This is a genomic window from Streptococcus sp. 27098_8_66 (assembly GCF_041431945.1).
GTDB classification, from domain to species: domain Bacteria; phylum Bacillota; class Bacilli; order Lactobacillales; family Streptococcaceae; genus Streptococcus; species Streptococcus dentalis.
In genome coordinates this window covers 230159-255893 of record NZ_JAPVYS010000001.1, presented here as the reverse complement: position 1 = coordinate 255893, position 25735 = coordinate 230159, and the positions used below count along the sequence as shown (strand labels likewise).

Sequence of the window (25735 nt, the reverse complement as noted above, 5' to 3'; positions counted from 1 at the left end):
TCTCCTTTCTATTCTTCTGTTAATGACGGACTATCGAGCTGCGAATTGGCAATTTCACGATAGATCTCATTGCTTTCCATCAATTCATCGTGGGTTCCTCGACCGACGATTTCCCCTTGGTCCAAGACAATAATTTGATCCGCATCCATAATGGTTCCCACGCGTTGCGCTACGATTAAGACGGTCGCATCTCCTGTGACTTCTTTGAGACGCTTCCGCAAAGTGGCATCCGTCTTGTAGTCTAGGGCTGAGAAGGAATCATCAAAGATAAAAATATCAGGATCTTTGACAACGGCACGAGCGATGGACAAGCGTTGTTTTTGGCCACCTGAAAGGTTGCTACCACCTTCTGCCAAATGCGTGTCAAAGCGTTCCTCGCGACTGTCAATAAATTCTTTGGCTTGGGAAATTTCAGCCGCTTGTTCTAGCTCTTGTACAGAGGCATCTTCTTTTCCATAACGAAGGTTTTCAGCAATGGTTCCTGTAAAGAGCAAGGCCTTTTGCGGAATAAAACCAATCTTTTGGCGAAGGGCTTTCAGATTGTAGTCACGGACATCCACGCCATCCACCAAAATCTTTCCTAAGGTGACATCATAGAATCGAGGAATCAACTGCACAAGCGAAGATTTCCCAGAACCAGTCGAGCCGATAAAGGCAATCGTTTCACCAGGTTTGGCTTGAAAGGAAATGTTGTGAAGAACCGGACTTTCTGTCTCACCTGGATAAGCAAAGGTGACATTGTCAAATTCCAAATAGCCACGAGACGCTGTTTCTGTTACACCATTCTCATTTGGATCAATCGAAATGGGCATGTCCATGATTTCCTTGAGACGACGGCTAGAAACCGCAGTCCGAGGATACATAGTAAAGAGATTGGCTAAAAAGAGGAAAGATAAGAGCGCGTGGAAGCTATACTCAATAAAGGCAACCAGATCCCCAATTTTCAAACTACCGTCATGAAGAGGATCCAAAGCAAACCAGACAATCGCCACAATCATAGCTATGATGATCTGCACAAATAGGGGTTCTGTCAAACCAGTTAGTTTGAACAATTTATTCGAGTTTTCTGCGTAGACTTCATTTTCAGCCGCAAATTTATCCTCTTGGAATTCTTCACGGGCAAAGGCACGAATCACACGAAGTCCAGTCAAATTTTCACGCGCAAATTGATTGAGATGGTCGAGGGTCTTTTGTTGTTTCTCAGAAAGAGGACGTGTCTTAACTGCCACATACCAGACGACGACCGCAAGAAATGGTACAGAAACCGCTACAATCCACGCTAAAGAAGGACTGGTTGTCAAAATCAAGAGAACACTGGAAACCATCATCAAGGGTGTGATGACCCCCATCTTCAACATAGAATCCGCAAACTGCATCAAAACAAAGGCATCCGAAGTCAAGCGAGTGACCAATGACGATACCCCAATTTGCTCATACTCGCGATGCGAGTACTCCTGTAACTTAGCATAGAGGTCATTGCGCATATCGCGGACCATGGTGGTCGTTAGCTGACCAACCGCGTAAGACAAGATAATCCGCCCCACAATCCCAAGCAAAATAATCGCAAACATGACCCAGCCCCAGAAATACAGCCGGTCCACATCACGCGGGTTAATCCCTTCATCAATCATGCGAGCTAGAACCGTTGGCAAGCCCAAATTGACAATAACAAACAGGACCGCCGAAAATAGATTCAGGGCTAGCCACTTGGGATACTTTTTCAAGTAAGACCAAATATAAAGCATAGATGATTCTCCTTTTCCATAAATAATAACCTTGATCACACAGAAAAGAGGGAGCGAGACGAAATCATTTTCAAAGAAAATCATTCCTGCCCCAGTCCCATCTGTAGTCTCATTCATTATACCAAACTAGGCATAAAAGTAAAGCAAAAGAGCAGGTTTCCCCCGCTCTTCACTTGCATTATTTCGTGCGTTTGAATTTAGCGTTTTTAAGAAGAGACGACGCAAATTGATTCGTCGATTCTTGATCTTTTGTAAAGTTCAATGTCAGGGTGTCCCCTTTAATCTTATATCTAACCTTCTCCCCCTTGTCTTCTAACGCACCGATTGTTTTAGTCTTTTGATTAACTTTAATTTCTGTTGAATCTACAGTTTTATGACCGGGTCTTTCAGTTTTAATATTTAAATATCCTTTTGAATCGTTAATATCAATGGACAACTCCAAGGAATATTTATTGTTTAGAGAATCAATATCTGAACTGGAAGCTCCTTGATCTTTGAGAATTTTTTTCATCTCTGCTTTAGTCGGTTTATAAACATAAGTTCCATTATCGCCTTTTGCACCACAGGCTACCAGGAGTATCGCTGCAAAAATTGCAACGAAAGCCAAAATAATCTGTTTAACGTTTTTCATAAGTGCTCCTTATTACATAGAATAACCCTATTATAGCAACAATTCCATTGCATCGCAATGAATTGTTAACGTGTCTCTTTTAACTATGTTCATACTATACGATATTTGCTAAAATATTCAAAATTAGTTAGAATCCTAGTATAAAATCATCATAAATACATATAAAAAGGCAGGATATAAACCCTGCCTTACTTATTATTTAACTTTTTTGAACTTAGCAACTTTCAAGTAATTGCTGAAAAAATCATTATCGCTAACGACAGAGTTTTTAACTTTCTTTATCGTCAGTACATCATTAGAAATTTCATAAGAAAGCTCTACTTTCATGCCTTGTGCTTCATATTTCATAGTTTTTGCCTTTTGGTCGACTTTATACTCATACTTACTTTCTTTTTTATTGCCAGCAAATTCAGTTTCACTCTTGTATTCAGCCTTATCCCCCTGAATAGCAATCGAAATTTTTACATTGATACCATCACCAGCCAATCCCTGAAGCTCTTCTGGAAGCATTTTAACAGCCTCTTCTTTGCTTGGCTCAAAAACATAAGTTCCATTATCGCTTTTATCACCACAAGCTACAAGAAGGACTGCTGCAAAGACAGCTACAAGCGCTAACAAAATACGGTTAAAATTTTTCATCATCTTCTCCTTAATGATATGATTTACCGCCATTATAGCAACAAATCAACAAACTCTCAAGAATATTTTGCAAATGTAAAATGATTGTAATATATTTTACGGATCATATTTGTATGTTTAAAAAGGCAGGATCCGTACCTATCTTCGCTAAATTATTTAACTTTTTTAAACTTAGCCATTTTTATATAGTTTATAAAAATATCAGACCCACTCGATTTTGATTCTTTTACATCCATAAAGGTTAGGGTATGATTAGAAATTTGATACGCCATCTTTGTCACACTGTAGTCATTCTTCATAACAAATATTTTGTTTTTTTGGTCAACCTTAAAATCATAGGATTGATTGATATTTTGAATATTTGATTTTATTCGAACCTTCATAAGGCCTTCTTTATCCTTAATGATAATCGAAACCTTAAATTTATAATCATCTGAAATGATATAAGCAAGTTCACTTGGTAGCCTCTCCCTCGCTTCATCTGTTGTGGGTTCGAATACATAAGTCCCATTATCACTTTTTGGACCACAGGCTACCAAAAGGACTGCTGCAAAAACAGCAACTAAAGCCAAAAGAATCTGTTTAAAATTTTTCATACCTTCTCCTTATTTCATCGAATAACCCTATTATAGCAACAATCTTGTCGTATCTCAATGAAATATTTGATGATACAGGGCTTGTAAAAGTCACGAAAGAAAGAATGCACAAAAAAACCGAGGCCTAAACCTCGGTTTTCATTTTGATTGGAAACTCTATTATTTAAGAGTAACTGAAGCGTCGTTGCTTTAGTTGTTCTCACACAGCTATTTTTTACTTGGTTTCTCCACTTGGCGGGATTGTGGCGGGATTTGCAGTTAATCCCAGCTCTCCTAAAACCTCTGTTATCTCAGCACCACCAGAAACAACTTGTCTATCATAGAAATGAGAATAGGTGTTTAGTGTTGTAGCCTTGTCCGTTCTTCCTGAGCGAGCCGAGACATACAAAACATCTTTTTTTAGAACATTTATCATAAATGAATCATGACTATGACGTAATCCTTTCCCAGTAATAACGGGAACCTTAGCCGCTAGTGCATGCCTTTTTAACATTCGACTTAAGGTACATTTGTTCATCGGAGAGTTAAACCGTGCTAACACGAAATTATCTTCTCTATTATACACTTGTACAGTTCTCCAATTTTGCAACACTTTAACAGTTTCGTCATCTATTTCTAAGAAACGCATTCCTGCTCTAGTTTTTGTCTGCTCTTTTCGAACGTATTTCCCATTCCCTTGATATTCTAAGGTAGACTGAATATGAATAACCTTATTTTTAAGATCTATGTCTGACCACTTTAAACTAAGACCCTCAGAGACTCGCATCCCCGTCATAAAATAAAGCCAGATAGCCGTATAAAACTGCTTCTCTTCATAAACTGTCTGATCAAAAGTTTTTAATACCTTATGTAGTTCCTCTACAGTCCAAAATTCAGTTTTCGGTTTTTCTCCTTTAGGATTGTCTAACTTTCGACAAGGATTATTCTCGATGTATTCCAAGCGTTCTGCATAATTTAAACACTTCTTCAGTTTACACCAAAGTCCTTTTGCGTAGTTTGGAGAGTAGTCTTCCATTAAAGATAATCTAAAATCTTCGCATTCCCGAACATTGATTTCAGACAATTTCTTGTCAGCAAAAACTTCAATAAAAGTCTTATACTGAGGATAAGCAGTTTGATAGGTTACGGGCTGAACAGTTTTCTTATAATAAGGCAAATAAACATCTTCCATAAATTTTGAAAATGGAATATCTAATTGTGGCCTATTTGCACTGGCACTAGCTATTTTAGCATTGTATTCAGTTCTTATCCTACAGACTTCGTCAAAGGCTTGCTTTTCTGTTTTAAAATCAATTCCAAATTGATCTTTATAAGATTTAACCCTAAACCTCTTTCGGTCACCCGTAGACGGATCTACACTGAATTCAACCTCATAGTAAATTTTTCCTTTCTTATTTCGACTTACGCATTTATATTTTTTACTCATTTTGTTCCTTTCTTTCAGAAAGCAACTTAAAGCCGAGTAATTCTTCTACAATATACGTAGGAGCTAAATTAAGACGAGAATTATCAAATGGTGATTTACTTAATTCTACCACATTATTCGATAAAGCTCTAGATTCTTCAAATTGACGAACAGCAATTAACTTGGCTTGTCTTATAATATCCCGTGCCGTATGTTCAGGAAAACCTAATTTCATTAATTCTGTATGATTTATTGTTTGCATTATCTCTTCCTTCTAATTCTTAATTACAGAGATTTCCATCTTTTGATAAGGCTTAGAGTAATTCAACAAATTAGATCATTAACCAAAAGCCTTATACTACTTTTCTTTAAAATAATTGTACATCGCATAATAGTCAAATTCCATCTTAATGCCAGTTCTTCCATTACGATTTTTTAAAACCACTAGTTCAATTTCTCTAGGATTTCTCGACTTAGCTTCATTAACATCAAAATTTGCTGGTCCAGTCCCCTTAAGTTGTAGTCCAATCAAAACATCGCTAGAATACTCGATTGCTCCGCTCTCCTTGAAAGACTGCATACTGACAACAGATTTGTAGTTTTCTCTATTAAAAGAAGAAATAGCAATTACTGGTGTTTTAAAGTCTCGGCTAATCCTTTTCAATTCTATTACCGATCTATCTGTGTTTTGTTTTTCAGTTAATCGGTCATCCACTGGATATAGAATTTGTAAGTAATCAATAATTACAACGGGTACTTTTCCAGTATATTTGAGATGATTTTTAACATTTCTCCGAATTAGTTCCACACCAATAGGTCCTGTACCTTCGATAATGTAAATATTTTTGCAGTATTGAGAGTAATTTTCTCTAGCTTTTTTAATCAAATCAATCTCTGGGGTGCTGTAACCTGAATATCTACTCCCCTCAGTAATTCCTCGTGCTGTTTTTGCATTTCTGATATCACTATTAGAGGCAATAGATTCGATAACAGTGTGACGACTAATACTTTTACTAATTATTTCCCACCTAGACATTTCAATACTAAAAATCAAAACATCTGTTCCCTGTGCTGCAATTTGATCAGCAATCTGAGTTACAAATGTTGTCTTTCCAAGGGAGGAAATTGCACCAACACAATACAAGCCTTCGTAAAGACCACCTTCTAACAGATCATCTAAACCTTCAAAATTTGTTTTAATACATGAAGTATTTGAACCATTCGTAATATCATTAAAAAACTTCGAAAGATGATTAGCTGTTGAATATTCAAGATACCGCTCTTTTTCACTTTTTGTTTGATTGATTGCATTTTCTACCATTTTGTTAAATACTCCTTTATTTTTCACTAACATATCGTTAGGATCTTTTACATCATCAATAGTTAATTTGCAAGAAATAAATTTAATTTTCTTACTTCTAAATTGCTCTGCTAATTTTAGTTCAGCCTCTCTCCCCTTTTCGTCTTGGTCCAATGAAAGAATGAATGTACGATCAATTTTTAGATCAGAAATAAGATTAATTAATTTATTTATATTTCCAATACTGCCAAGTGCTACTGCCTTTCCACCAACTTCAACGATGCTCATGGCATCTATTTCGCCTTCTACAATAAAAATGGGATCCGTAGATTTTTTGAAGAGTTCGCTTTTATTAAAAATATCGCTCCCTCCCACCTTCTGCTTAATATAGTTCAATTGAGGTTCGGGTACAATATCTCTTGTATCACGAGCAAAATAACAACTTTCACTTAAAGGAATAATTAACCGAGGTGTTTCAGGAACATTAGGATTAGTCACTTTGGGATGCTTCCATTTTTTTACGTAACCAACTTTAAACCGTTGGACTGTTGAAAAACTCAACCCTCGTTTAAGAAAATAGTCAGTTTCACAGAGATGCTTTGTGGCCTCATTATAAAAGCTTAAATAATTATCTTTTTTCTCTTCTTCCTTTAAAGGAAAAACAGCATTGGAATTCAAATATTCACTCCTCTGGTTCTTTAATTCATCACATTCAGTTGATAGATTAAACAATTCTCTGACACGCTTCAATTGATCCTTAAATTTATCAATTCCTTCTACATAGCCGATAAGATCAAAGATATCTCCACCTCTATCGCAAGAGAAACATTTCCACTGGATTTCATCGTAAATGTGAAAAGCACCAGTTCTGTTTCTTCCTTCACCACTGTGGCAGAGGGGGCAAATATATGCTCCCTTACCACCTTTACGACTTGGTTCAGAGATTTGTTCAATGTATGCTTTCAAATAAGATTTTTCTTCTTCAAACATTTTTTTCTCCTTTTGTAGTTTCCAGTAAAAAAATAAATCCGGACTTTTTTTCTTACAGGCAAAATTATAGCATTGCCTTCAATATGAAAATTGAAGGCATATGCTGCTTATTAATATTATTAGTATTGAAAATCAGAAATACTAATAATATCAGTGATACCAAGGATCAAAATTTTTTTAGCAAATTCAACATACCCCAAATTCTAATTCAACATACCCCAATTTCTAATTCAACATACCTCATAAATCCTGATTTAATCGAAGCAAATCGATAAATCAGTGAATTTAAATCCCTGAAACTTTAAAATAAATTCTAAATTTCTGAAATTCAAAAAATGAGTTCATTCCTAACTGTTCATCTGATAAAGGTTCACAATTTGGATTACAGTATTCCCAACTAACTAGGATTTTATAATCGATTAGTTTATCAAGTGAATTAGCAAAGCTCTCTTCAATTCTTGAACGCCAACCACCTTTTTTTAATCTTACCTCTTCTATAGGAGGAATTTGGGGACATACATTTAATAAAGCTTCAACGGAAATAATTTCATTAGTCTTTTTTCTTCGATTATTTTTGTTACTTTGATGATAGACTAATTTCTTTGCAAGAGAATAAACATTTTTACTACGTTCATCAATTTTAAAAAGTTCGAGAGGAAAATTTGTCACATAAGATGTGATTAAATATCTAACGAATTTTTCAGTCAATTGAACTGTAAAAATTCCATTTTCGCATTTGAATTCCTCAATAAATTTTATATCATTGAATACAACATGATGTGCACCTCTCTTTTCTTTAGTACTGATAGAAAGATCCTTGAGCAAGCATAATGCTTCATCAATGATACAACGTACATTCTTTTTCGTTGAGATACTTGCTGGTTTAGATTTCCCTAGCAGTTCTGAATACTGTTTAATTGAAAATTCAACCAAGCAGTTAACAGCATCTTCTTCACTTAGTCTATATTTATTCTTCTTACCAATAAGAAAAATCAATAAATCCAACATCTTCAATACTCGAAGCTTGAAATAATCTTTGTTATCGTCAAAGTTTTCAATATGAATCGTACCAGTCCCTAAATGAATAGAAGTTCGATTAGTGATCGGATCCCTCACTTTGTCAACTGTTTTCGAATTAACAGAAGGTAGCAAATTCAAAGTCGGTGTATTTAAAATCTTCTCGATTTTCTTGTTTTTATCAACAGGCATTATATAACCTCTTTTTTTATTTATTTGAAAAGATTATTGAGGGCACAAAAAAAGAGTTGTAGCGATGAAGCTACAACTCTCTTGCACTCAATAAATTTTCTTTTCATACTTATAGTCTGCCATTTTTTGATGAAAGTAAAAAAAAGAAAAATCAAAAAAAGTCGCTTTTTCTACCAAAAATTGCTCAATTTTCTACTAAAATTTAAAAAGGACACTTTACAAAGTGCCCTTTAAAATAGCGGAAATAGTGATATTTTAAGGATTTTAATACACATTATAAGATCTTCCATATAGGATTAAAATTTTTTTGAAAAAATTTTTTAATTAATTTTATCTAATGACCTTAGATAGGTTATAACCCTAAACGGTCAGAATCCCAATTTCCATAATCATCGTATCCAAAACCATCAGGATCCATTGCATCAATTCCAGCCTGCTCTAGTGAATTACTGCAGAAATTACAATAATAGAAACCAGTTTCTGGATCGCTAAATTCCCAATCAATATCATCTTCATCAAAGTCGTTTCCACATTCAGTACAAACATATTGTCCTACAAATCGATGCATCTCTCTAAATTGCTGCTTTTGTTCATCCGTTCCTCCTCGAACGAAGATTTTACCATTTTTACTATGGCAAAAATGACAGTCTGGAGATTTTCTGTTTTGGGGATAATTAATATTATTTTTTATTTGTGATTCCTGCAACATAAATTGTTCATCATTTATAGCACTTATATAACTCGACTCATTTATATTAGATTCAAAGCTTTCATTATAATCATACTCATCCTCATATATTTCTTTCCTATTCCTATCTTCATTTAGAACTTCAACAACACTTTTTAGGATAGTAATAGCTGCATATTCTATAATCACTTCACGATTATCTTTAACCCACTTAAAACTTTTTTGACTCACATCAACTGTTTTATCTACTATCGCTTGTGATAAATCCTTCATCCCATTTATAAATTTCATCTTTCTCCAAACCCTTCTTAATATAAAATTTTAACGAAATAGGATATTCCTTAAGACTTTTCATTTTATATTTTTTAACTTTTCACTTTTCACTGTTCAACATCTTTATCATTTAAAGAATTAATAATGACATACGCGTTTATTTTCCCAATTCTATACTTTTTATTTAGTATTTTTACAGATTCATAAAAACTCAAACCGTGCAAAAATGAATTATTTTTGTCACTTTTGTTATTATCAATTATGTATTGCGTAAATTTTTTCCTGAGAATAAAGTTCTTACAAAATAAAATCAAAACCAATAATGACAATGTTATGATTATATAAAACTGATAGTTCATGGTATCTCCTCTAATATCGTATAATTTTCATTCGAAAGAATTTACAGACTTTCTTAATTTATCGTATAGCTCGAATTAACTTTGGCATATACTTTGTTATAGTTGTACCAACTAATGCTCCAGAAAGAGCATCTAATATTCTTGTCTTTAAGTTTATCTCGTGTGTATCATGATAATAAAGTCCAATAATCTTAATTTCCTTCAACTTATTATTCACGATATTAAAATTATCTTCTAATTTTGTCTTTCCTTTATGCAACAATCCATCTTGAGAAATGTAGCAAACAGATATTTTCGCTCCTAAACAGGAATTCAAATTATTTAAATTATATACATCAACACTTAGTTTTTTATCATTAGTTATAAGAAGCTGGCGATGTTTTATTTTTTCTTTAGTAATACGTGATAATAGTTCTGAATCAGCAAATGCACGTTCTGCCTCGGTATCATTCAAATTTTCATCTTCAAAAATAAATATTTCTTTATACTGTTTAAGTACCTCGATAACTTTTTGTGACTTATACTGTTTCGTTTCTACTTTTGAAATTAAGTGTCTATAAATTTCTAAACATACTTCTCTAGTCACAATTATTCTTTTGTTATTGTCAACAAAAATTTGGTAATAGCTTTCTAAAAATTTCCTTAGTTCCATTACATTCATAAGTGACGATGTATCAATGTATATCATGTCATTAGAACGAATTATTGAATTTACATATTCTAAATTTGTCATTAGAGGGAACCTCCTTCAGTTAATAAAATCATTATATTTTATTAATCTAAAGAGATCAACATCATTTGGGACTTCTTGGTCCCAAATGATTATTTTTCATAAATTGTTTCAAAATCTAAAATTTGACTTTTAAGATTCAATACATCTTCGATGTTGTTTAAACCAAGTTCAAAAGCAGTAATTAAATCTTCTCTTGTTAAAATTACTTTTTTATTTTTAAATTCAAATACCGCTTCTTTCTTTTTAGAAACTCTTTCAATATATTTTTCTTCTCCTAGATAGGAACCAATCTCTTTATCATCACTCAATCCTAAATCTTCTTCAAAGGGATTATATTCTTTAAATACAGGCTTCGTAATTTCTTCTTCAATACACTCAAACTCATCTTGGACATTAAAAAAGTAATAAATTTCATATGGGTCATCCCCTGGCAACACATTGAAATCTCGAATCAATTCCTTCTTGTTTTTTATGTTAATGAGCAAATTCTCAAGTTGTTCTTTCATTATTTCAAAGTATGAAATATAACTATATCTAACATCAAAAAAATTATTTGGTAATTTTTCACAGTATTCCTTTATTTCATTAATAGAATAAAATGTTTGAACTTCTGCTTGGTGTTCTTTTCTTTTTTTAGAATAAAAACTTTTAAATTCATCTTTCGTCAAATATTCCCTCATAAACATAGTAGTCTTAAAAACAGAAAAACTAAATTTTCCATTTTTAATTTCAGCATAGAAATACTCATTCCTATCTGGGATATAGTAATTAAATTGTTCTCCATAGACAACTATTGAAGCATCTTTGATTTTTGCACTTTTTCTAAATCCCCAATTTCTTGTGTCATACAATACCTCATAACACTTTTTTAATTCTTGTAAGTTCACATTATCTATTATTGGTGAAAACTCTTTAAACATTTCAGTTTCCTTATCTAAAACTTTTATAGAAAAACCATTTTTACTCTTTATGTATACTTCGTTTCTATCACTATTTTTTCTTATATATTGACTTTCCCCATGGTAATCAACCTCTATTGTTGTTCCAACACTATAATTATATGGTTTATAAAATTCACCTAATGATGAGTTAAATTTCTCACGTTCAGAATATTTTTCTGACGATATATGTTTTATCTTATTTTTAACGTTCTCATTTGATTTTACACTTTTAATCTTATTAGATAGTCGTAACTTTGAAAAATTATTGTCATCTAATATTTTGTTTACTAATTCCACTCCTTTATATGCATAGTCGAAATGAGTTGATTTATCCTCACTCGCTTCTAATGCCGATCTTATAAAATAATCTCTATATCCTTCTGAAGGATCTAGGCTAGGCATATCATCATAATAAAATAACGCTTTATTTGTTTCTTCAACTGAGCAAAATAATGCTGCACAAATAGCGATTATACAATCCCGAGGTTGATTTGGTTTTCGTTTATTGAGAATTTTTCTAAACATTTCATAGTCTATACCTACCCTCTTAGCCAACTCTCTTGTGGTTAATCGTTCTCCAAAATCTTTTTCTTTTGAAAGTTCTTTAATGTAATTCTTAAAAGACTTATCATGCTTTTGTCTCTTAATAATTGTTGGCTTTTCAATTTGCTTTTTCCACATCGCAATTCCCTTTCAGTTCGATATATAAATTATAACTCACTTCCACGTATTAAGTAATCATTTTTGGGATCTTTAGGTCCCGAAAATAAATTTAAAATTTGTAAGCTAGTATTATATTCGGTACTCAAAAGATAAAATCCTATCCATAATTTTGGATAGGATTGATAAATTCATAACTTAACTATATTAAATAATATATATAAGACAGACATTTGGAAAAAATTTATTAAAGTATTATTGATGCTATCATCTGATTTTGATAATTAATTTTTTAGTGTTTGATATTCTTAAAAATATCGGTTAGTCCTTTCAAGAACTTCATGATAGTATCTCTACTGTTTTTTAAGCCATCCATAATCATCTTTTTTAATACTGTGGACCAAAGAATACCTCCTGCAATTGTAACAACACCCGTTGTAACAATCCCGGCTATAACACTTCCTAGTATACCGAGAGACATACCAAATAACTTAGCAATGCTACTTCCAATATCAGAAAGAATATCTACTAAAGCATTAAAAATCTTGTGTATTAAACCAAAAGTAATCCCCAAAAAAGTTTCAGACTCTCTATCATTTTTATATTCAGCTTTATAATCCTTAACATCTTTAACAAAATCTGTATCGTCTTCATCATGTTTTACTCGAGTTCCTGTAATATCACCTGAAATAACGTCACCTAATAAACTAGTTGCATCTTTTGTTAGATCAAGAACATCTTTTATTGCAATTACTGTTTTTGCAGCGGGAACAACATTTTTTAAAATATTACTTGGATATTTCTGTGTACTATTTTTTTCTAATTTTTTTAAGGAATCACCAATATCATCCCTTGCATCTTCAATAGTATTAATTCCGACAACCCTTTTTCCTACTTCTTTAACTGATTTAGCTTTTCCTATTGAATTTGATATTTCTTTTTTTAATTCCTTTTTCTCTTTATCGAATCGATGTTTTTTAGTAAACTCATCAATTGGTTCGATGAAATTTTTGATGTTAGAATCTTTTCCTGGATTTATTGTTTCATCTAAAATTTTTTTTACATAATTCTTTTTGTAATTATTCTTGTACAACAATCGATATTCTTCATTTAATAATTCATCCGGAATTCTCAGAGCTATTGCATTTTGATTTCCGCCTGCTCCGCCTACTCCTCCAGTCATAATAAAAATTCCTGCACCCGTAATAAGTATATCAGAATATTCATCAGATAATTTTCTAACAGGTAACGTCTTATAAAAAATTGATTTAGGATCAGAAATACTATTATATTGACCAATAATCAACCGGTCTCTAGATTTGTCAGATTTATCTACAAAATTAACATCAGAAAAATCCTTACCAGCTGGAATAAATTCCACAAAAAAATGTCCCACAGGTGAATTTTTTACTGTTATCTCAGCTCTAATATAGTTATCATTGATTTTGCTTGGCTTAGTAATGTAGTCTCCTATTAACCCATTCTTAGAAAAAGAAAATGATCGACCATAGCCATTCTTCCAAGTACCTCTGACTGAGCTATAATCTCCAGATTTGATCTTTTCAATATTTCCTTGAATGCTCCTAGTCCGAGAAAATTCTAAAGGATTATCTGCTAAATTTGAGTATAATAAAGGTATATTTGAATAAATTGCTGCAGCTTTAATATAACTCTCTACAGAAAGTACATCATCTGTAACATCTTTTAAAACAATTCGTTTATTATTCTTAAGACTATGAAAGCTCCATGCATTAGTATAATCTAACGAATATACATTATATCCATGCCCTCTTACTCCAGCTGTCAGAAAGCTAACAATATTATTATTGTTATATGTTATCTTTGGTTGAAATAATTTTCGAGCATCACTTAAAGATTCTCTTAAAGAATCAAAGTTTGAAGAGCCATCCCCTTTAAATTTATAGACTGAATTAACAACATACTCACCATCATTGTTTTTTGAAACAATATTAAATTCGTGCAAAATTTTATCTAATTTTGAATATGCCACTTTATCGAAGTTATCGATTAGTCTAATAAATTTTTCACTATCTTCTGAAATGCTTTTAGTTATTCTTGTAACCTCTAAGCCCTGAGAGTCGTCTGGGTTCTTATTAGTTAAATAAGGTAATACAAGCCCATCAGCTAACTCATAATCACTGTTTTCTAAGATTGTGTCTACATCAATAAAGTTAATTGACTTTATGTTCTTATTTTTTAGAACCTGGTCAGTCCAAGCTGGAAACTTATAATTTGAATCATAAGTTATTGCAGACGGATTTTTAAATTCTTTAAAATATGTAATTAAATCCTCTTTATCTTGATCACTTAAATTTGATAGATTAGAGTCTAAATTATGAATATTTTTTTCTATGTTAACTGGTGATTCGTTACTCGATCTAGTTTCAGCTAAATTATTATTTACTTGATCAACATTAACTGTCTCTATTGTACTATTTAAGGAATCATGAGGTTTTAGTAATTCTGAAGATTCATTGTTATTACTTAAAGATTCTTCTAAAGTGTTACTTCCTAAATCAGAAGCTAAAATAGTATTATTTGATTTATTATCATCTATTTCAGATGCTAAAACATTGTTATTAATACAAATTAACATTATTGTTGAAGTAACAACTATCCAAAATTTCCCTGATTTAATCATTTTTTTCTTAACTTTTTCCATAAAAATCTCCAATATATTTAAATATATATAAATAGTATTACTAATTAGTTATTTTGTCAATGTTAAATTAATTTTGAATATAAATATTAAGAATGGATTAAACAATTTGCAGTAACCTTTTAAGTGAATAAAATATCAAAAAGGTATCTAATATCAAATTAACATTTCTCAATATTTTTAACTTTATCTCAAAAGAATCAATTTAATACCAGAAATTTTTAAAAATTTTTACCGAATAGTTTATTTTTTCTACCAAATAGTTTTGACATGACATTTTATTTTCATATTGTAATAAAATTTAATCATGAATAATTTAAAAAAAGAAAATATTGAGAAATGCATTTGGCATATACAACGACATTATGATAAGCTTCTAAATTCTGAAGACGATGAATTTAGAGAATACGAAATTTTTCATATACAAGCTAGCATAGAATGTTTAATTCGTGTTTTAAACAATAAAAAGCCCTATCCGAATTTAGATAGGGATGAAGTATTTTAATTATATTTAGACAGATTTAAATGTAGAAAATTTTATAATTTATTACTCAATAATCGTATAATCATCACTGTTCAACAAGTTTAAAACCTTTTTAACAAATGGAACTGAAAGTAAATCCTCAATTTTTCTACCATAAGTATTAAAATTCTCATCGATTTCAACTATACTAAGGCCTGAGTTGTTTGCTTCTGCTTCACTGATTGGTTTATGGAAACTAAATCCACCGATCTCATAATAAAAGAAATAAAGATTATTTTCAGTTTAATAATCAAAAAAATGAATTTTTGTATATCGCTCGTTGTCAAAGTAATTACTTTTCCAAATAATATCGCCTTCTTTTTCAACTAAGATTTTTTGATAATCTTCTTCATAACTGTAAACACGTTTCGTATTTTTCACAAATTGTTTATGAATTACTGTTGGAACAAACGGCTTTAATAGTTCCTCTTTCATTCCGTAATATTCAACCTTTTTTTCTATCGCATTGTCAATGTTATCTTGTAAATGCGTATGATACGGTGATTTTCTATATTCCATAACTTTATCACGATAATTTTTTGCTCGTTTATTAACGGAATAGATACATTCAGCAATCATTTCAGTAGTTAATTGCTTCTTTTTTAACAAATCAGAATACAATTTGGGAGTTTTCATAATTTTTAACCTTACTAAATTTGAAATTTCTAGTAAACATTAACTAGATTCACATTGTTTAAATGGAAATAAATTTTTTAGTTCACTTTCTCTTCATACATCTCAAACAATCTTGCAACTGTTTCACTTTCGGTTAACCAAGTCTTCTTTCCATCGACTATTTTTGTCATACCGTAGACTTCCATAACAGCTCTGTCATTTTTTTGGTGAGCTTTTCTTAACTCAACAGGCATAGTTAATTCATCATAGAGATCAGCTAACGAGCTATCCGGATACAGTGCACGCGCATCAAGAATGGCCTTAGCAGTTTCAGAAATTTTTGCTTTTTGCGCATCAGTTACTTCTGGCCAAGGGAAGTTATTATAAACTGCTGGCGAGTAACTATATCGTTCTTCTAAACGACCTGCAACTATACGAGTCCAAGCCATGTGAACATTTGAAATAAGCACACCAAAAATGTACAAGTTGCTCTCAGGTATAATATATAATTTATTGCTAGCGATAGTTTCAGAGTCCAAAAAACCAATTGGAATATAACGTCGATGTTCTGAAGAAACTTCAGGAACTGCAATATAGTTCACATTTGGTTGGCGAATTTGAGTAAAAAGTTGAGGTGTTAGAGATTGCTCCTGTACAGATTTAGTAGGACTTGCTATACGACTCTCTTTAACTGCTTCTAAACGGGCTCGTAATTCAGGTACTTTCTTGATAAGGGAAGGAGCAACATCTACTAACCAAAAACAATACCGTTCTTTTTTGTTAATTAGCTCATTACTACCTATATAAGGTTTTATGATTTCTGAAAGTTCAGAAGTTCTCTCTAAAAATTTTATCCTTTCACTAGCTGAAAGTACGAGGTGTCCACCATCTGTTGGTTGGCTTCCTTTGGTCATGACAGGCATAGCTGGGTTAAGTGGTTTGCCTCTAGATTGGATAAAGTAGTTGTCTCCTTTGACTAGATAGGCGTTAATGTTATTACATATCTCTTTATTTTCACCATAGAAAAGGAGTTTTGGTGTTTTAGTTTCAAATACAGTAAAACCAATTATAACGACAGAAACACCCGCTTTTTCCCTAGCTTCACTCAACCATTTGAAAGATTGATGAGCAAACTGAATTTCAACACCCTTATTAAAAAGGTATTCCCAAAGTATTCGAACTGACTCTCCTTGTACAATAGAGTTTGTTGCAACAAAGGCAGTGGTTATATCAGTTCCCTGCATGAATTGTGCAGCTTTTGCAAACCATGATGTTACAAAATCCAGTTTTCCATGTTTTTTAAGGTCCGAGAACACATGAGACATATCTTTTTTTTGCTCAGAACTCTGCCATTGATGTCCTACAAAAGGAGGATTACCTATTATATAGTCGAGCTTACTTTTATTAACTATTGTCTCCCAGTTAGTTGTTAATGCATTTCCATTTACAATATGAGTGTATGATTTGAGAGGTAGAAAATCAAACTCTCTAAATACGATATCCTTGGTTTCTTCCAACATTTGGCTTTCAGCAATCCAAAGAGCAGTTTTAGCAACAGATACTGCAAAGTCATTAATCTCAATACCATAGAATTGATTTAGTCTAACTTTAACAAGGTCTTGTCCTAAATCCAATGCTACTGCATCCCCCATATAGAGCTTAATCGCTTCATTTTCTAAGCGTCTGAGAGATATATATGTTTCTGTAAGGAAGTTACCTGAACCACAAGCTGGGTCGAAGAATACAAGACTAGATAATTTAGATTGAAACTGTTTGGCTTTTTGTTCAACCGTTTTAAATTGCTTAAACTGGCGAATCTCGTTTAGTTCAGCTTTTAAATCGTCTAGGAAGAGTGGATCAATAACTTTATGAATATTTTCAATAGAAGTGTAATGCATTCCACCACTTCGACGTGTATCTGGGTTAAGGGTTGATTCAAATACCGCTCCGAAAATAGTAGGACTAATTTCTGACCAATCAAAGCTAGACGATGCATGCTCCAGAATTAACTCACGAAGCTCCTCCGTAAAGTTTGGAATTTCCAACTTATTCTCGGCAAACATCCCCCCATTAACGTAAGGGAAAGCCAGTAGTTCATCATCTAAGTATGGGTCACGTTCCTCAATCGGCGTATCCAAGATTGAGAAAAGATCTATTAAAGCTCTACGGAAATCACGACTACTGAAACGAGCCAGGTAATCATGGAACATCATGTGATGACCAAATATCCCTGCATCCTCAGCATAAAGACAGAATACTAAACGAACAACCAATTGGTTAATAGCATGGAGACTATCTGGGCTGTCAGGATTGATGTACTGTTTAAGAAGCCCCTCGTAAATCTCTCCCACGATCGCTCCAGCTTCAATAGAAACCTTCATCTCACGTTCTAGATGTTCATTTGTTTTATCAATCAAAAATTCTAAGCGATAGGCTTCCTTATCTAAATCAGCCAGTTTAATGACCTTTGGTTCACCATTTGGTTGCTCCATGTCATAGACATAGAACTCTTTGAAATTACAAGTTACAATCCAACGAGGACGTTTAGAGTATGGAAGATTGGCTGAATATCGTTTAGCTTGCTGAAAAGGTGTTAATAAGGTGTTGTCTGATTGTCTAATTGCCTGGTTTAAGTTCTTATCTGCACCCTTCTGCTCAATTAACACCTTAGTAGTATCAATAAATCCGTCGATAAAACTTGTGTGGTCCATCTTAACCTTGTCTTCAAATGTAATGTATTCTGTAGGTTTTTCTACACCATACACAGATTGAAGCAAATCAAGCCAAAATGATTGACTGTCCTGGCGTTCATTTCCGCGATTCTCCCAGCATTTAATAAATTCCTTCGCTTTTTTCTTTTGTTCAGTTATATTCATATTAAAAAATACTTCCTTAATTTATAACGTTATTATACCATATTTTGTTATTAATTTTGCTACTAGATATTAATTAAATCAGCTGCTCTTTCTGTAAATATAAAAATAAAGCCTCGCAAGAAAGCTTCTATTATGAAGTTTCTTGCAGGGCTTCTTTTTTTACAAAGTTTCCTCTCTATATTATAAATCTAATCACAATAATCAATAAAAAGTATAGACTAACGTTTAATATTACTTCTTTTAATAATTATCAAGAGAATAACGAAAACAACAGAAAACATTACAATAATGAAGAAAGGAAATTCTATTATATTTCCATTCGTTTTTATGTTATTAATAGTTTCTTTTCCACCTGCTTTATTTTCACTTTCTTTGCTAGTTTTTGGTTTTGTTGAATCATTTTTATCATTATCACTATCTTTTTTAATGTCTTTATCATTATCATTTTTACTACTTTGACTAGAACCTAGCATTCCAGTCTGAGATCCTATTGCTTCTTGATAGTATTGATTCATTTCATCTTCGCTAAAATTTCCTTTAAGGAAACTACCGTCTTTTCTTTGAAAATCAACTAATCCATAATATGCTGATAAAAATTTTTCGTCTCCTTCCATAACAACAAAACAAGGTATTTCTCTCTTTGATGGATTCTTAGTAACCCTTTTTACCATATAAGTTGCTTTTTGTTTTGTCGTGGCTCTAGGACTTAAATTTTCAATATAGGTTCTTATTTTATATTCACCCTCTGGAACACTTGTTTCTTGCATCCAATGATTTTCAGGATTAATTTTTAATGTTTTAACAACCTCTTCGGTATCTGCTTTTACTACAAGAACGACTACTTCTAACTTATAACCTTCTTGGACAATCCCTTGCACGACAAGAGGTCCTGTTTCTTCAGCGTACACATTAGATATCTGAAATGAAAAAAATAATCCTAATATCGTTATTATTATCTTTAATAATTTTTTCATCATATCAATCCTTATTTATTGCGAATTCTTCATATTTTGAATCAAGATATCGACTTCTTTTATCTCGTTTATTAACTCTGAAAAAGGATCATCTATAGTATTTTTTCTACTTTCATAATAGGCATTTCCTAGTGTTAAAATTAATTTTTCACGTTTTTTATTTTCTTTATACAATTGAGTATTGGTTTGAATTGATTGAGTTAATTCCTTTGTTTTCTTTCCAGCTTTAGAACTAACTTCAAAAAATTTTTCTGAGATATCAGATAAAAAGGATTTTTGAAGATTATTACTGTTAATTTTTGAGCCGCAGGAAATACAGTATTCACTTGTTTTGAAGTTTTTGGTGCCACATTTAGCACAAAAGTTATATTCTTCCCTGACCTCACTATTGTATGGTGGGACATATTCTTCACCGTGACTATTATTTTTTGGTGATACATAATCTCCATCAGGGATAATATTTTCTGAAGTTTCTATTTTTACTTCAACTTCATCATTCATCTGTTCTTCTGGTTCTCCGATACTATTAACGACGCCTTCTGAAATAGGAATAGTTTCAGCATTTATATTTTCTACTTCAAATTCATTATTTTTTTTTGCAGTAAAAAATTCCACTGGACTTGGTTTCCGTTTAAATTTTTCTTCAAATTGAGATAGCCATTCTTCTTTATTCATAATCTCATACTCCTGTATATCTTACATGATAATTATTTTGTAAAATACTAATACGTTTATCTTTGGACGGATATCCTAACTCGCAAAATCCTTTGGCCAAAGATCCATCTTCCTCAGATACAGTATCGATATAATAACAATGAATTTCCCCAAATCCAATCGCAGCCATATACTGGTCTGAAAGATATACGTCACGTTTAACAATTGATTTTACAAACAATAAAAAGATACTTATTAATCCAACTATTAATATTATTGAACCATAAAATAGAATAGCTCCTTCTTTTGTTTCAGAACTACCTGACCAAAATGAGTTTCTGCTGTCTCCATAATTTTTTTTAAAGCCTCCAAATAGTGTTGTTATTAATAAAATTAGTAAGACAATAATTAAAATGATATTTGAACCAACTACCACAGGTAAAAGATTTGGAGCCATATTATGGATTCGATGGAGTTCAAACATAATTTTTGGTTCTAAAAAATATGGATTTTCCAGTAAGCTATCAGTAACGATAATTTTGTTCATACCTATTGCGTAGGCAGCAGGCACATCATTATGAATCATGCGGATTTCAATATTATCTGGTAAGTTTAAACCTTTTTGACGCGCCTTTTGAATAATCTCATTAACAGGTTGTTGAACTTTTTCTTGATAATCACTTCTATCTATTCTCTTCGCTCCAACAATCCAACAAATTAATGATTGACCCTTCTCAGATAAAAGGAATATTAAAAAAGGTATACTAAATAAAGATATAACAGTTTGTACTAACGTTACTAAACAAAAATAAATCAAAATGTTCCATCTTTGTGTATCGTAACAATACTTTAAATATTTGTACAATCTTGATTTCTTAATATAAGACATATTTTCATCTTGATCATCCTGTTCAAAATATTTCCCACAACCACTACATTGCTTACTATTTCCAAAATTCTTTGTACCACATGAGTTACAAAATTTAACATTTTGATCATTTTGTATTTCCGCAACATTTTGTGAAACGTATTCGTTCAACTCTACTTGTGGCTGAACATGTGGCGTAGCATTACTTTCACTGTCATTAACTTTAGAAATAGCCGATAAATCTGATACTATTATTTCTCCTGATTGAACACCAGCTTGAATCTCTTCTTCTGTTGGTACACGGTCGTTAATCTCTTTAAAAATTTCAATCCATTGCTCTTTATCCATCATATACTCCTAATTTTATTATTAAAGTAAAAGGCTGAGGGAGATCACCTTAAAAGGTTCTATTTCCTCCAGCCTATAAATCTATTTATAGATTACTCTTAATTTTACTCACTCTTTCTGCGCAATTTTATTCCAGATAATCCCATGAGGATCGCTCCTAAGCCAAGTAATACTAATCCACTTTGAGAACCAGTATTTGGTAACGAACGTTGAGGGTTATATCCGGTTACTGAACCTCGATAGTTATAGTGATCAGATTGAGAACCAACCTCATTTTTAGGATCAAAAATTTTATGATCTTCATTTTGGATTCCAATTGATTTAGTTTCACTTGATAACTTCGTATATTGCGTCAGTTGTTTATGAGCGTTTTGGTAAGCAAGCTGTACAGCTTCATATTGTGCAGTTGCATCCAATTGATCTTGTAGAAGTGATTTAAGTTTAGCTTCCTCTCTTGCTACATTTTCAAGTGCTAAACGATGCTCTTCAACTGCATTGTCATAAGCTTCTTTTGCTTTTTTCAAATATGCATCGGCATTTTCAAGACGATCCAAAAGTGTTTCTAAAGTGACTAACTTAGTCTTTAATTTAGAAATTTCATCCTTAATTTGATTTTCTTTAGCTTTTAACTCTTCAACTTTATTCTGACGGTTTCTGAGTTCTGCTTCGTCCTTGGCTTTTTCAGCTTTCAGATCTGAAAGAACTTTAAGTTCTTTATCCAATTCTGCACGCGCATCTGCTAAAACTTTTTGTTTTGTTTGAATATCTGCATTTAGATTTTCAACTGCTGATTGTGCTTTTGCATAACGAGTCTTGGCAGCAATCAATTGTTTAGAAGCTTCATCTAAATTCTTTTGTGCAAGAGGTGTCTTATCAGAAATTGAGTTTAATCTTGCAATCATTTGACGTGTATCATTTAAGGCTGCCAAATGTTTTTCATGAATTTTTGTTGCTTCATCTAAATTGTTTCTTGCAGTCTTATCTGTTGCTTTTGCTTTCTCAAGCTCCTCTTTTGCAGTTTCTAATGCTTTTTGCTTAACTTGAAGGTCTGCATTTAAGTTATCCAGAGCTGTTTGGGCTTTGATATATCTTGTTTCAACTTCTTCTTTTTGTTGTTTCGCATTGTCGTATTTCTTCTGTGCACCTGGAGTTTGATCAGGAACTGACATTAATTCTGCTACAAGTTTTTGAGTTTGTTTCAGATTTTGATTTGCATTTTGATTTTCTTGTTTTGCTTTTTCAAGATCAGATGTAGCTTTTACTTCTGATCTTGTAGCCTGGTCTAAATTATCTTTTGCATTTACTAAAGATTGACGCTTGCTTTGAATATCAGCGTTTAATTGATCAAGTGCACCTTGAGCCTTATTAAATTGGGTTTGTGCTTCATTATAATTTCGTGTAGCGGTTTCCAATTTAGTAGTAGCTAAAGGTGTTTGGTCAGGAGTAGCTTTCAAAGCATCTAATTTTGCTGTCGTTTCTTTGAGAGCTTTTGTACTTGAATCGTTTTCTGATTTAGCTTTTACCAAACGTTTCTGTGCAGAATCATTTGCCGTATTTGCTGCAGTCTGTTTAGCTTTTGCAGTTGTTAATTCATCTTCCATTTTTGAAATATCAAATGGAGTAGCTAGAGGTTTAGCAATTCCTTTATCATAATAGTCGTCAACAGTTACAAAATGGTATTCACCAGTTTGTTCATCTTTAACATATTCAAGATGTGCATCTTGACCTTTGAATTCAATAAAGTGCATGCGTCCAACACCACTTGGTGTGAAACTATTTGCAGCTCCAATTGCCCGAATATTTGTAGGAGCTTTCTGCCCAATCATAAGTTTCATGTGTCCAAAATAAGCATGAACATCATTTGTCATAAAACTAATTACAGCATCATATACCTCACGATACAATTGAGACATTGTTGCTTTACGAGTTTCTTTAGCTTCTGAATAATACGCACCATAACCCAGCAAAGTATTATCATAGCTCATGTTTTCTCCAGTCCATACGATGGAATCTAATCCATCTTTCGCTAGAGCAGTATCACTGTGACTTGTGCTATATGGTTTATTTTCTTCAGCATAGGCTTTTGCAATGTTTTTGACACCCTGAACAGATTCTTCAGTGACAATATAATGATGACTACCCCAAACTTGGTCTTGCAGATTGTTGGCGAGAAGTGCATAATATTGGCTCAAAGCTTCAATTTGCTTGTCAGTTAAATTGTCTAAATCTACGACTGAATCATCGATAGGCAAAACAATATCCTTGTTTGACCATTCCTTTATAAATATATTTTGGTGTTCAGGGGAATATTCTGTTAATGCAGTTCCAAAATCATATTTGCTATCTTTGAACCATTTTTGAATAACGTCGTTTAAGGCATTTTTATTTGCGTCTGAATCATCAGCGAGATAAGTCTTGTAAGCATCAATGACATCTTGAGGCAATTGAGGAATAGTGAGATTTTTAATTGCTGCAATTTGTTTATTGAGGGTTTCAACTGCTTGATCAGCCTTCTCTTTATTCCCTTTTGCTTCCTGAGCTGCTGATGTAGCACTCGCTAGCTCATTTGAAGTTTCATTTACTTTTGCCTCTTCTTGGTTTTTCTTAGTAGTTAAAGCTGAAATTTCTGAAGCTTTCTTCGCATCATTTTCCTTAGCTGTTTTGAGCTCTTCTTCTGCACTTATCTTACTATTTTGTTTATTCGCTAAATCATTTGATTTGCTATCACGATTTGCGATTGTTGGGGCAAGTTGCGATTCAGAAGCATCAAGATTACTTTGCGCTGAAACCTTATTTTCTTGAGCTTTCTTTAGATTCTCTTGTGCTTGTTTTTGTTTATCTTCAGCAGAGGACAAGTTTGCTGCCGTTTCTTGACTTTTCTTTATTTGATCCGCTTCAACAGACTTTGCATTTTTTAGTGCAGTTGCTTTTTTATCATCGGCTTCTTTGGCACGATCAAGTTCTTGTTTCGCTGTATTTTCAGTTGCTGTTTTAGCATCTAAATTTTCCTTAGCAGCATCACGTTCTGCTACAATTTCTTCAACGCCAGTACCATCTAATACCTTCTGGGCAGTTTCTTTCTCTTTTTGAGCCTTCACTAATGCATTTGCTGCTTCTTCTGCAACTTTTTTAGCATCTGCTAATTGTTTAGCAGAAAGTTGACTAGCACTAAGTTGCGCTTTTTCATCAGCAGAAGCTTTACTGAGTTCTTCAGCTTTATTTTTGTCTTCATTAATGGCAGTTTCCAAAGCCTTTTTCGCTGCTGATTCTGCTGATTCTTTTTCAGCTACATCACGTTTTGCTTTGTCTCTTTCAGCAATGATTTCCGATGCTCCAGTACCATCAAGATTTTTTTGTGCAGTTGCTACTGCTTCCTCAGCTGTCGAAACTTTCTTTTCTTGCTCTGAAATTTTATCTTGTTCTTTTTTAATAATATCTGATTGCTGATTACGTTCTTTCTCAGCTTCTAGAACTTTATCAGATGCATCTTTTTGTGATGTTTCCTTTTTCTCAATATCAGCTTTTACTTCTGATATTTCATTCTTGGTTTTTTCAATTTTTTCAGGCGTAGCTGATTCTTTATTCGCCTCAGCATTCTTTAAGTCAACATTTGCATCGGAAACTTTTGATGCAGCGACTGCTTCCGAAGACTTAGCGTTTTCTAATGCACTTTCTTGATTTGAAACCGATTTATCCGTTTCTTCCTTGATAGTTCTAGCTTCTTCTACAATTTCCGCAGTTGGCGTTTTCGTTACGGTTGCAATTCCATTATGGACAAATACCCCGTCTACTTGTTTTATATTTGTAGACGAAGGAGACGCCGATTCAACACTTAATGTTGACTCATTTGGCTGAGTTGCAGTTACTTCATCCGCTTGTACAACAGAAAATCCCGCAAAAGCTGTAGCTATTGATACAGCGGATACAGTTGCTTTGATCGTTTTCTTTTTCATAATTCCCACCTTTATGATAGAGTATTGAGCAAATTATCACTATATAATTATAAACACCCGAATTATACTATATTT

At 32.6% G+C, this 25735-nt stretch carries 19 protein-coding genes; 1 reads left to right on the top strand and 18 read right to left on the bottom strand.

What is annotated here, in order from left to right; translation table 11 throughout:
- Positions 1-8: 8 nt before the first annotated feature.
- From O3642_RS01230 to O3642_RS01175, 12 genes are all read right to left on the bottom strand, one after another.
- A complete protein-coding gene (locus tag O3642_RS01230) occupies positions 9-1745 on the bottom strand; it encodes an ABC transporter ATP-binding protein (RefSeq protein WP_037606372.1) in 1737 nt (578 codons plus the stop codon).
- Positions 1746-1923: 178 nt separating this feature from the next.
- A complete protein-coding gene (locus O3642_RS01225) occupies positions 1924-2376 on the bottom strand; it encodes a hypothetical protein (RefSeq protein WP_155171905.1) in 453 nt (150 codons plus the stop codon).
- Between the two features lie 195 nt (positions 2377-2571).
- Positions 2572-3015 carry a hypothetical protein gene (locus O3642_RS01220; protein WP_155171907.1) on the bottom strand — a complete coding sequence of 148 codons (444 nt, stop codon included), beginning with the start codon at positions 3013-3015 and terminating at the stop codon, positions 2572-2574.
- Positions 3016-3167: 152 nt separating this feature from the next.
- The gene (locus tag O3642_RS01215) at positions 3168-3611 is read right to left on the bottom strand and encodes a hypothetical protein (RefSeq protein ID WP_155171909.1); all 444 of its coding nucleotides are present in this window, start codon (positions 3609-3611) and stop codon (positions 3168-3170) included.
- A gap of 214 nt (positions 3612-3825) precedes the next feature.
- The gene (locus tag O3642_RS01210; RefSeq protein ID WP_371605216.1) at positions 3826-5037 is read right to left on the bottom strand and encodes a tyrosine-type recombinase/integrase; all 1212 of its coding nucleotides are present in this window, start codon (positions 5035-5037) and stop codon (positions 3826-3828) included.
- A complete protein-coding gene (locus O3642_RS01205) occupies positions 5030-5278 on the bottom strand; it encodes a DUF3173 family protein (protein WP_013903600.1) in 249 nt (82 codons plus the stop codon). Before O3642_RS01205 ends, O3642_RS01210 begins: the two co-directional genes overlap by 8 nt.
- A gap of 96 nt (positions 5279-5374) precedes the next feature.
- Entirely contained in the window at positions 5375-7306 is a 1932-nt protein-coding gene (locus O3642_RS01200) for a DnaB-like helicase C-terminal domain-containing protein (RefSeq protein WP_371605215.1), read from the bottom strand.
- 285 nt (positions 7307-7591) lie between these two features.
- The gene (locus O3642_RS01195; protein ID WP_371605214.1) at positions 7592-8515 is read right to left on the bottom strand and encodes a hypothetical protein; all 924 of its coding nucleotides are present in this window, start codon (positions 8513-8515) and stop codon (positions 7592-7594) included.
- A gap of 352 nt (positions 8516-8867) precedes the next feature.
- Positions 8868-9494, bottom strand: coding sequence for a hypothetical protein (locus tag O3642_RS01190; RefSeq protein WP_371605213.1), 627 nt, complete (start codon positions 9492-9494; stop codon positions 8868-8870).
- Positions 9495-9893: 399 nt separating this feature from the next.
- Positions 9894-10568 carry a hypothetical protein gene (locus O3642_RS01185; protein ID WP_371605212.1) on the bottom strand — a complete coding sequence of 225 codons (675 nt, stop codon included), beginning with the start codon at positions 10566-10568 and terminating at the stop codon, positions 9894-9896.
- A gap of 89 nt (positions 10569-10657) precedes the next feature.
- Positions 10658-12190 carry a hypothetical protein gene (locus O3642_RS01180; RefSeq protein WP_371605211.1) on the bottom strand — a complete coding sequence of 511 codons (1533 nt, stop codon included), beginning with the start codon at positions 12188-12190 and terminating at the stop codon, positions 10658-10660.
- Between the two features lie 271 nt (positions 12191-12461).
- Positions 12462-14852: a DUF6287 domain-containing protein gene (locus tag O3642_RS01175; RefSeq protein WP_371605210.1), complete on the bottom strand. Its 2391-nt coding sequence runs from the start codon at positions 14850-14852 to the stop codon at positions 12462-12464.
- A 304-nt stretch (positions 14853-15156) separates the two neighbouring features.
- Between O3642_RS01175 and O3642_RS01170 the strand changes: the two genes are divergently transcribed.
- Positions 15157-15354 carry a hypothetical protein gene (locus O3642_RS01170; RefSeq protein WP_049483278.1) on the top strand — a complete coding sequence of 66 codons (198 nt, stop codon included), beginning with the start codon at positions 15157-15159 and terminating at the stop codon, positions 15352-15354.
- Between the two features lie 261 nt (positions 15355-15615).
- Here the strand turns inward: O3642_RS01170 and O3642_RS01165 are convergent, their stop codons facing one another.
- From O3642_RS01165 to O3642_RS01140, 6 genes are all read right to left on the bottom strand, one after another.
- A complete protein-coding gene (locus O3642_RS01165; RefSeq protein ID WP_371605209.1) occupies positions 15616-16008 on the bottom strand; it encodes a hypothetical protein in 393 nt (130 codons plus the stop codon).
- Positions 16009-16085: 77 nt separating this feature from the next.
- Positions 16086-18863 (bottom strand): DNA methyltransferase, encoded by a 2778-nt coding sequence (locus tag O3642_RS01160; protein ID WP_371605208.1) that lies wholly within the window; start codon positions 18861-18863, stop codon positions 16086-16088.
- Positions 18864-19081: 218 nt separating this feature from the next.
- Positions 19082-19837, bottom strand: a complete 756-nt coding sequence (locus O3642_RS01155; protein ID WP_371605207.1) for a hypothetical protein — start codon at positions 19835-19837, stop codon at positions 19082-19084.
- A 15-nt stretch (positions 19838-19852) separates the two neighbouring features.
- Complete coding sequence (locus O3642_RS01150; RefSeq protein ID WP_371605206.1) at positions 19853-20512, bottom strand: hypothetical protein; 660 nt, start codon at positions 20510-20512, stop codon at positions 19853-19855.
- A 4-nt stretch (positions 20513-20516) separates the two neighbouring features.
- Complete coding sequence (locus tag O3642_RS01145; RefSeq protein ID WP_371605205.1) at positions 20517-21707, bottom strand: hypothetical protein; 1191 nt, start codon at positions 21705-21707, stop codon at positions 20517-20519.
- Positions 21708-21811: 104 nt separating this feature from the next.
- Positions 21812-25660, bottom strand: a complete 3849-nt coding sequence (locus tag O3642_RS01140) for an SEC10/PgrA surface exclusion domain-containing protein (protein ID WP_371605204.1) — start codon at positions 25658-25660, stop codon at positions 21812-21814.
- Positions 25661-25735: the final 75 nt, after the last annotated feature.

Excerpts from the sequence above, each read along its gene's own strand:
- O3642_RS01230 (WP_037606372.1), bottom strand. The coding sequence starts at position 1,745 with ATGCTTTATATTTGGTCTTACTTGAAAAAGTATCCCAAGTGGCTAGCC.
- O3642_RS01225 (WP_155171905.1), bottom strand. The coding sequence starts at position 2,376 with ATGAAAAACGTTAAACAGATTATTTTGGCTTTCGTTGCAATTTTTGCA.
- O3642_RS01220 (WP_155171907.1), bottom strand. The coding sequence starts at position 3,015 with ATGAAAAATTTTAACCGTATTTTGTTAGCGCTTGTAGCTGTCTTTGCA.
- O3642_RS01215 (WP_155171909.1), bottom strand. The coding sequence starts at position 3,611 with ATGAAAAATTTTAAACAGATTCTTTTGGCTTTAGTTGCTGTTTTTGCA.
- O3642_RS01210 (WP_371605216.1), bottom strand. The coding sequence starts at position 5,037 with ATGAGTAAAAAATATAAATGCGTAAGTCGAAATAAGAAAGGAAAAATT.
- O3642_RS01205 (WP_013903600.1), bottom strand. The coding sequence starts at position 5,278 with ATGCAAACAATAAATCATACAGAATTAATGAAATTAGGTTTTCCTGAA.
- O3642_RS01200 (WP_371605215.1), bottom strand. The coding sequence starts at position 7,306 with ATGTTTGAAGAAGAAAAATCTTATTTGAAAGCATACATTGAACAAATC.
- O3642_RS01195 (WP_371605214.1), bottom strand. The coding sequence starts at position 8,515 with ATGCCTGTTGATAAAAACAAGAAAATCGAGAAGATTTTAAATACACCG.
- O3642_RS01190 (WP_371605213.1), bottom strand. The coding sequence starts at position 9,494 with ATGAAATTTATAAATGGGATGAAGGATTTATCACAAGCGATAGTAGAT.
- O3642_RS01185 (WP_371605212.1), bottom strand. The coding sequence starts at position 10,568 with ATGACAAATTTAGAATATGTAAATTCAATAATTCGTTCTAATGACATG.
- O3642_RS01180 (WP_371605211.1), bottom strand. The coding sequence starts at position 12,190 with ATGTGGAAAAAGCAAATTGAAAAGCCAACAATTATTAAGAGACAAAAG.
- O3642_RS01175 (WP_371605210.1), bottom strand. The coding sequence starts at position 14,852 with ATGGAAAAAGTTAAGAAAAAAATGATTAAATCAGGGAAATTTTGGATA.
- O3642_RS01170 (WP_049483278.1), top strand. The coding sequence starts at position 15,157 with ATGAATAATTTAAAAAAAGAAAATATTGAGAAATGCATTTGGCATATA.
- O3642_RS01165 (WP_371605209.1), bottom strand. The coding sequence starts at position 16,008 with ATGAAAACTCCCAAATTGTATTCTGATTTGTTAAAAAAGAAGCAATTA.
- O3642_RS01160 (WP_371605208.1), bottom strand. The coding sequence starts at position 18,863 with ATGAATATAACTGAACAAAAGAAAAAAGCGAAGGAATTTATTAAATGC.
- O3642_RS01155 (WP_371605207.1), bottom strand. The coding sequence starts at position 19,837 with ATGAAAAAATTATTAAAGATAATAATAACGATATTAGGATTATTTTTT.
- O3642_RS01150 (WP_371605206.1), bottom strand. The coding sequence starts at position 20,512 with ATGAATAAAGAAGAATGGCTATCTCAATTTGAAGAAAAATTTAAACGG.
- O3642_RS01145 (WP_371605205.1), bottom strand. The coding sequence starts at position 21,707 with ATGGATAAAGAGCAATGGATTGAAATTTTTAAAGAGATTAACGACCGT.
- O3642_RS01140 (WP_371605204.1), bottom strand. The coding sequence starts at position 25,660 with ATGAAAAAGAAAACGATCAAAGCAACTGTATCCGCTGTATCAATAGCT.